Annotated in this window: 5 protein-coding genes; 2 read left to right on the top strand and 3 right to left on the bottom strand. The window is 44.8% G+C overall.

The genetic code is table 11. From position 1 onward, the window contains the following. Positions 1 to 194: 194 nt before the first annotated feature. Together AB6D58_RS02490 and AB6D58_RS02495 are read left to right on the top strand one after the other, a co-directional pair. A complete protein-coding gene (locus tag AB6D58_RS02490; RefSeq protein WP_102393397.1) occupies positions 195 to 1,103 on the top strand; it encodes a DUF3943 domain-containing protein in 909 nt (302 codons plus the stop codon). A 267-nt stretch (positions 1,104 to 1,370) separates the two neighbouring features. Continuing rightward, on the top strand, positions 1,371 to 1,883 hold the full coding sequence (locus AB6D58_RS02495; RefSeq protein WP_017061000.1) for a glycine cleavage system protein R: 513 nt from the start codon (positions 1,371 to 1,373) through the stop codon (positions 1,881 to 1,883). 84 nt (positions 1,884 to 1,967) lie between these two features. On the opposite strand, the gene nspC is transcribed toward AB6D58_RS02495, so the two are convergent. The 3 genes from nspC to AB6D58_RS02510 form a co-directional block, all read right to left on the bottom strand. Then, the gene (gene nspC, locus AB6D58_RS02500; protein WP_017063550.1) at positions 1,968 to 3,107 is read right to left on the bottom strand and encodes a carboxynorspermidine decarboxylase; all 1,140 of its coding nucleotides are present in this window, start codon (positions 3,105 to 3,107) and stop codon (positions 1,968 to 1,970) included. A 199-nt stretch (positions 3,108 to 3,306) separates the two neighbouring features. Beyond that, positions 3,307 to 4,560 (bottom strand): carboxynorspermidine synthase, encoded by a 1,254-nt coding sequence (locus AB6D58_RS02505; RefSeq protein WP_017061002.1) that lies wholly within the window; start codon positions 4,558 to 4,560, stop codon positions 3,307 to 3,309. An 8-nt stretch (positions 4,561 to 4,568) separates the two neighbouring features. After that, on the bottom strand, positions 4,569 to 7,520 hold the full coding sequence (locus AB6D58_RS02510; protein WP_170963066.1) for a pyridoxal phosphate-dependent class III aminotransferase: 2,952 nt from the start codon (positions 7,518 to 7,520) through the stop codon (positions 4,569 to 4,571). Between the last annotated feature and the right edge of the window lie 909 nt (positions 7,521 to 8,429).

Genomic DNA, 8,429 nt, shown 5'->3' on the forward strand with positions numbered 1-8,429 from the left:
GTCATAAAAAGACACTGCATTATTTACAAACTGGTCTATGGTTGAATTTGGAGCAATTCGCCTTTTCACTAATATTAATAATGTTAAACCTAAGGTTTTCTTAGGAAAAGCTATAAATTATTAGTTCCCTAAATCAGGCATTTAATAGATAATTGTGATCCTGATCAATTCCAAACTTTCTCATGGAGACCCTTGTGGCCAAATCACCGTTACTAGCAAAGGTTACTGCCGCATTTTCAATGCTAATGTCAGTTAACTCGGTTGCAAGCCAATACGACTTCGACCAGCCAATCAACCTTTCTTACTCGGATGAATGTGCTCAAGATTACTGTTTTAATGACAACTTGTACACCTACAAGCCTAGTACCAATTACGCACTGAGCGAGTCGAGTGATGAGTACGACTTATCAATCCAACAACCAAAACACATGTTGGTGAGTCAGGAGAAAGATTGGGATTACCTAATGGGTCAAACCTACACCATTCTTGGCTTGAGTGTCGCGACAGTGGGTCTAATGACTCTGCTCCCTGAAAGTATTACTAAGTGGGATGATGACCAACGTGATATCAGCTCATTAGGTAAAAAGTGGAAAGATAACGTTTCTGCTGGTCCAACATGGGACCGTGACGAACACTTCCTAAACTACGTAATGCACCCATATTTCGGTGGTGTTTACTACACTGCAGCTCGACACGCAGGTTACGACGAGTTTGAGTCATTCTTATACTCTTGGACTATGTCGACGTTCTTCTGGGAATACGGCGTAGAAGCGTTTGCAGAAGTACCTTCATGGCAAGATCTCTTCATCACACCTTTCTTCGGTGCGGTTGTCGGTGAAATGATGCTAGAAGCAGAGCAGGATATCATTGCTTCAGGTGGCGAAGTGATGGGCTCTCAAACCATGGGTGATGTGTCGCTATTCTTCCTTAACCCTGTTGGACACATTCACTACTGGGTAAGTGACGCATGGGGCGGTGATGCAGAAGTTAACCTGAATACTAACCCTTGGTGGGATAACCAAGACGCTGCACGTTTTGCTTACGATGCTGGCGCACCATACGACTCTCAGTTTGTTGGTATGAACTTCAAAGTAACGTTCTAATTCGTCTCTAGTACTACTCAATATAAGTTATTGAATATAAGTTGCTGAATCATCAATCACAGTGACAACTCTTCTAAAAAGCGGCTCTCTAGCCGCTTTTTTTGTGCCCTACTCTTCATTCTCTTTTTTTGCATCGAAGCTTAGTTTCAAAAATTGACCTAGGTCAAACATTGTTCGATGTAACCTTCTACACTGAAATTAAAGAACTTTATCGCGTGATATCAAACATTTAATTAGCAAAGAATAATTGAAACCTTGGGGGCTGATATGAACAGTACATTTATCGTAAACTTTATCGGAAAAGCATCACCAGCAACAATCAAACAGCTTGCTGCGGTTACTCACGAAAACGACGGCAAATGGCTCATCAGTAAAGTGAACTTTATTGAAGACCAAGTCGCAGGCGTACTAAAGGTTCAACTTCCAGCCATCAACGAATCGATTGTAAAAGAAGCGTTCAGCGCCAATCCAGATCTCATCGTGCAGTTTGTCGATTCCGATCATACACACAATGTTCAAGACACGGTCCATCACTTGAGACTCGACTCTAACGACCGAGCAGGTATCGTCAACGAAGTGACTCATGTATTGGATAGACAAGGAATCAGTATTCTCGATATGGATTGTCACCGCGTCTTTATCGCTGGTGGCGGCGGTGTTAGCTCAAGTCTATTCACATCAAAAATCGCCGTTAAGCTGCCAATCGAAGTACAGATCGACGACGTAGTTAATGAACTCGAAACGCTCAGTGAAGATACTCGTGTGATGATTGAAAGCTAAATAAACAAAATTAAAGAACAAAAAAGAGCAGCTCATTAGCAGCTCATTAGCTGCTCTTTGTATTGCTCTGAACTTGTGATTCAGTTACTTAACTGACCATTGTGATAATGAGCGTTTGAAGTCTTCATAGCCGAATTCATTTAGCTTCTGAACTTCACCACTGCTACGTTCACAGTAGATTGAAGGCATTTTAAGGCCATTGAACCAGTTCAATTTCACCATTGTGTAACCCGCGCTGTCTAACAGATGCAGCTTTTGACCAATCTTAAGTGGCTCATCAAAGCTCGCTTCGCAGAACTGATCGCCCGCAAGACATGAACACGAACCAATCACGTAGTCATGGCTGCCTGTTTCTGATGCTTCCAATACTGATGCGGGCTCATTGTAGATAAGCGTGTCAAGGCGGTGCGCCTCAGTCGCTGAATCCACAATCGCTGTTTTCTTCACGTTCTCAACAATATCGACCACTGTCACAACTAGGTCGGTTGTTTTAGTGATGATCGCTTCACCCGGCTCAAGATACATCTGCACACCGTGCTTTTCAGAGAAGGCTTTCAGCGCAAGACCGAGTTTTTCGATGTCATAGCCAGGCCATGTGAAGAACACACCTCCGCCCATGCTCACCCAGTCCAACTTATCTAAGTGCTCACCAAACTGTTCTGAGATTGAATCAAGCAGGCCGATAAACGCATCGACGTCTTTGTTCTCACAGTTCATGTGGAACATCACACCATTAATCTCATCGAAAATTTCTGGTTTGATGTGGTCAGCTTGCACGCCCAAACGCGAGAATTGACGTGCTGGATTCGCCAAGTCTTGCCCTGCGTAGCTCACGCCCGGATTTAAACGTAAACCCAGTGAAGCTTTACCTTCAACAATATGACGGTAAGCAGCAAGTTGGCTTTGAGAGTTGAAGATCATCTTGTCGCAGATGTCAGCAACCTCTCTCACGTCATCTTCACTGTAGCCCACACTGTAAGCATGAGTTTCACCGCCAAAAGTTTCGTGACCTAATTTCACTTCATAAGGGCCAGAACTAGTAGTACCGTCTAGGTACGGTTTGATGATGTCAAACACGCCCCAAGTCGAGAAGCACTTAAGCGCAAGTACCAATTTCACACCTGAAATCTCTTTCAGTTGCTTGGCTTTTTCTAAGTTCGCAATCAACTTGTCTTCGTTGATCATGAAATATGGGGTTTTTAGTTCTTCTTTCTTAAACGTCATTTTTGTAAACACTCAAGCAGCATCTATAGATGGAAAGGTAAATTAACAATTTTGGTGTGATTTATTTTGATTTTGTCCTGTCCGAGCGCAGTGAGTTACAAAATCAAAATAAATGATACCAAAGCTTCAAGGCTATCATCATCGAAAAGGGAACAATCCATGTCCCCTTTAATTAGCAATCAAAACAAGAAATCAGTTCTTATTTTTTCAGCTCATGAATCACTGGAAGACCTTGGCCTGCTTCAAGCTCTTGAACATGCCAATCTAGACCAATTTCCGGCATAGTTGCTAGGAACGGATCTGGATTTAGCTGTTCCATGTTGAACACGCCTTTATCAGCCCATTCGCCACGGAAGAACTGAAGTGCAGCGGTAATCGCTGGAACACCAGTTGTGTAAGAGATCGCTTGGTGCTCTACGTCTTCGTAAGCCACTTCGTGGTCTGCGTTATTGTAGATGAATACGCTACGCTCTTTACCATCTTTCTTACCTTGAACCCAAGTACCGATACACGTTAAACCAGTGTAACCCGGAGCTAGAGATGTTGGATCCGGTAGTAGTGCTTTAAGAACATGCAGAGGCTGAACCACAGTACCATCGTGCAGTGTTAGCGGATCTGGGCTAAGAAGACCGATATCACGCATGCAGTTGAAGTAGTTCAAGTATGCATCACCAAAGCCCATCCAAAATTCGATACGCTTGGCTGGGATGAACTCTTTCATTGAACGAACTTCATCGTGCGCCATTGAGTAAACTTTGTGAGAACCACAGTTCGGGAATTCAAACTCAAGCATACGAGAGTGACAAGGTACTTGTTTCCACTCTTCATTTTCCCAGTAGAAAGAATCGCCTTGGATCTCAAGCATGTTGGTTTCTGGGTCAAAGTTTGTCGCAAACTTCTTGCCGTGGTCACCAGCATTCACATCCATTACATCAATTGAGTCAATCTCATCGAACAAGTGCTTAACCGCGTATGCAGCAAAGATTGATACCACACCTGGATCGAAACCAGCACCAAGAATACCTGTGATGCCTGCTTCAGCGAACTTCTCACGGTAGCCCCACTGCCAATCGTAAGCTTGTGGTACTTGTTGGCCTTCAGAACATAGGTCAACCGCTACCGATGTATCTAAATAAGAAACTTTAGATTGGTAACATGCTTCCATGATTGCCATGTTTACCCAGGGAGGACCAGCGTTGATCACTAGATCCGGCTGAACTTCTTTAATCAAAGCAACAAGCGCATCAACATCATCAGCGTCTACTGAACGTGCTTCTAGTTTCTTAGTTGAATCTTTAAGGTTGTTTTTGCCCTTGATAGATTCGATGATTTTTTCACACTTCGCGATTGTGCGAGAAGCGATTGTGATATCACCCAGTACTTCGTTATTTTGTGCTGCTTTGTGTGCAACAACCCAACCAACGCCGCCTGCACCAATTTGTAGAATAGCCATAGTATTAATTACCCTTGTTGTTCTGCTAGCTCAGTGGCTAGAGTTTGAATTTTGTTAATTAGAGATTTGAAATCTGATGTCGTTAAGCACGGATTCAAGATTGTAAATTTCAGCGCGCTTTTACCGTCGACGACCGTTTCGCCAAGCACGGCAACACCACGAGTCAGAGCTTCCAGTCTTAACGTTTGATTCAGTTTGTCTAAATCTAGCTCACCGTTTGCTGATTGCCCATTGCGAGGCACCGATCGGAACAGCACAGTAGACAGTGACGGCTCAGCAAGCAGTTCAAAATCGTCATGCTTCTGAATCAGGTCTGCAACTTGAAGCGTCTGCTCTAGGAGATGATCGTACATATCACCCAACTGCTTTGGCCCAACGCTTTGCATCGTCATGAAGACTTTCAATGCATCAAAACGCTTGGTGGTCGCAATAGACTTATCGACAAGATTTGGCAGCTCATCGTGCTCGCGATTCAAGTAGTCTGCGTGATGCAGTAGGAACTTAAAGTTCGCTTTGTCTTTCAGCAACACAGCACCACAGCTGATTGTTTGGAAGAACAACTTGTGGAAATCAACGCTCACTGAATCCGCTTTCTCGATGCCTTTCAGGCGAGCTTTATGGCTACTTAAGATAAGCGCGCCACCGTAAGCACTGTCGACATGGAACCAAAGGCCTTGTTGGCTTGCGAGGTCTGCAATCGCATCAAGGTCGTCGATAGCACCGTGATCGGTTGTACCCGCCGTACCGACAACAGCAAAAGGAATCAACCCTTGTGCTTTAAGCGCTTTCACTTCTGCATCTAACAAATCAGGCTTGATAGTGCCGTTTGCATTGGTGTCAACACAGCACACTGCCGCTTCGCCTAGCCCTAGTAGAGAGGCTGACTTTTGAACCGTGAAGTGAGATTTCTTTGAACATAAGATACGCAGCTTGCTCGCGTATTCTGGTAAGCCAAGCTTTTGGATTGAGTGACCATTGTGCTTATCCGCAACCCAGTCTCTCGCAAGCAATAAACCCATTAGGTTACTTTGCGTGCCACCGCTAGTGAAAACACCGTCAGCTTGTGCGCCAAGTTGGTATTTGTCACACATCCAATCCACAACGCGCTGCTCAACATAAGTCGCAGCCGATGCTTGGTCCCATGAATCCATTGATTGATTCAACGCCGCGATAATCGATTCCGCTGCTACCGAAGCCATAAGAGGAGGAGTGTGAAGGTGTGCAATGCAATCTGGGTGTTGCACGAAGATGGAGTTTGCAGCGACAAGGTCTGCAGTACTATCTACAACATCAACCAAAGCGTGTTGATTGTTATCAAGGTCGACAGCATTGATAGCTGCTTCTAGCACTTTTGGATCTAAACCCGAATAAGGGGTTTCAACCTGTTCAAAAACCGCTTTCATCGCTTGAGTGGTTTGGTTCATCACGTTAGCAAATTCGTCGCTACCGCCTAAACCTGTATGGATGAAATGCTTGTTCCATTCTTGGTTTGCTTGTTCGCTTGAAGTTGGGTCTTGTTGTAAGCCACCACCAGCTGCGATGATCGCTTCTTCCATTACGCGGAGTGCAAAGTCAATCTGCTCAAAAGAGATAATCATTGGCGGAAGGAAACGAATTACCGAGCCATCACGACCACCCTTTTCAACCATCAAGCCACGCTCTAACGCTGCTCGTTGAATCGCTAGGGTTAGTTCGCCGTCTGATTGTGGTTCGCCAAACTTGTTAAGCTCACCATTTGGTTGTTTGATCTCAGCACCGAGCATCAGGCCTTTACCACGAACTTCAGCAATACAGCTAACGCGTGATTGAATCTTCTCAAGCCCGTGACGTAAATATTGGCCTGCGATGTTCGCGTGCTCAACTAAGCCATCTCGTTCGATGATCTCCAACGCCTTAGCGCCAGAGACCATTGCTAATTGGTTACCACGGAATGTACCGGTGTGCTCACCCGCTTTCCATGTATCAATGCTCTTATCGAACACAAGCAGCGACATAGGCAGTCCGCCACCAATCGCTTTAGATAAACATAAGATATCTGGATTAACACCAGACTCTTCAAACGCAAATCGATGGCCAGTTTTGCCCACACCACACTGAATCTCATCAAAAATCAGTAGGATGCCGTGCTCATCACAGATGCGACGTAGGCCTTGTAACCAAGATGCTGGAGCAGGAATCACACCGCCCTCACCTTGCACAGGCTCAACGATCATCGCCGCCGGTTTCATGATGCCAGACTCGTCATCATTCAACATACGTTCGATGTAACGAATGCTCGCGTTAGCACCCGCTTCACCACCAATACCAAACGGGCAGCGTAGGTTGTATGGGAAAGGCATGAAGTGCACATCAGACATCAAGCCGCTACGACGCTCTTTAGTGCCGAGGTTACCCATCATACCCATGGTGCCGTTCGTCATACCATGGTAAGCACCACGGAAAGCAAACATGGTGTTGCGACCTGTGGTTTGCTTGGCGAGCTTGATCGCCGCTTCCACAGCGTCAGCGCCAGATGGGCCACAGAATTGAAGAACCGAGTTATTTGAAAAGTCTTGAGGAAGAAAAGCTTTAACTCGCTTGATAAACGTCTCTTTTGCTTGAGTCGTGATATCAAGTGTTTGGTATGGCAAACCAGAATCGAGTTGGTCTTTAAGTGCTTGGTTAATCTCAGGGTGGTTGTAACCCAGAGAAAGTGTACCTGCACCGGCTAAGCAATCGAGAAAGAGTTGGCCACGAGTATCTTCAACTAAAGCGCCACATGCTCTTTTAATAGCAATAGGCAGGCGTCTTGGGTAAGAGCGAACATCCGACTCATGCTGTTCTTGCTCTAGCAAAATAGCGTCAGGTGTTAGGTCGTACGTTCCCTCTAAGATAGGAACCATAGTTGAAAATGAATTTGCGATAGTATTGATATCGACTTCAAAGGCGGTAGTCATAAAAGTCCCCTTGAATGTGTTCATACTCACCTCCATCAGACGCAATTACCCACCAACTCTCGTTAAATTTGGAGAGAGTTCATAGTGAAGTACACGTATTGTCTAGAAATGAGATATAGCTGTACGCTCGCATAAGTCAAATGACGAATACGAAATTAAGCCGTCTTAAGACAGCGATAAATTGTTAGCGTGAGCTCAAGGTTCAGTAATGCTACTGTTTTGAAGAATTGGACATTTTTGCAGGATCGGGCAGCTATGAGGAGCTGGTCCCTTTGGAAATGCAGAGCTGATTAGCAATGTTGTAATTAGTGTGTTCAATGTTGGGTTTCCCATTAACATGACGAACTGCGCCATAAGTATCCCGTCTATCAGCTAAAGGACTAGCCAATACCTACCCTACGTAATGTCCCAATCAGCAAGAATGGTCACTACGCGTATCCCCCAGAAGCAATCGTTGCTCTTCTTGAACATTTTCATTCCGAGATTGCGCGGGAAAGTAACATAAAGTGAAATGAACGATCAATAGTTTTTAGTAATAGCTTGATAAATAGCAGCGGTGGCTAAGCAATTGCTGTAAATATCGTCACACTATCGTTTGGGAAAGAGCTCCCCGGTTCATTCGTTCCTCATACCCGAGGATGACGACGTGGGGTTATAAACGTTGCTAGAGAAGCTTTTAGGTCATGGCGTCTTTCCGTCATTCCCTAGCACGAGGAACGAGTTCATAGGGAATCTCGCTTTTAAAAACTAACTTGATTGCAAAATTTGAAACAGAGATAGAAATGAATGTTGAGTGCGGATTCGAACAAGAAGAGTTCTTAAACGTAAAATCTAAACGTCAGAAACCAAAAAGCCCGAACATTTCTGTTCGGGCTTCTTAATTTGGAGCGATACATCGGGTTCGAACCGATGACCTCAACCTTGGCAAGGTTG

This window comes from Vibrio sp. 10N.239.312.D08, assembly GCF_041466145.1.
In the GTDB taxonomy this organism is placed as follows: domain Bacteria; phylum Pseudomonadota; class Gammaproteobacteria; order Enterobacterales; family Vibrionaceae; genus Vibrio; species Vibrio crassostreae_C.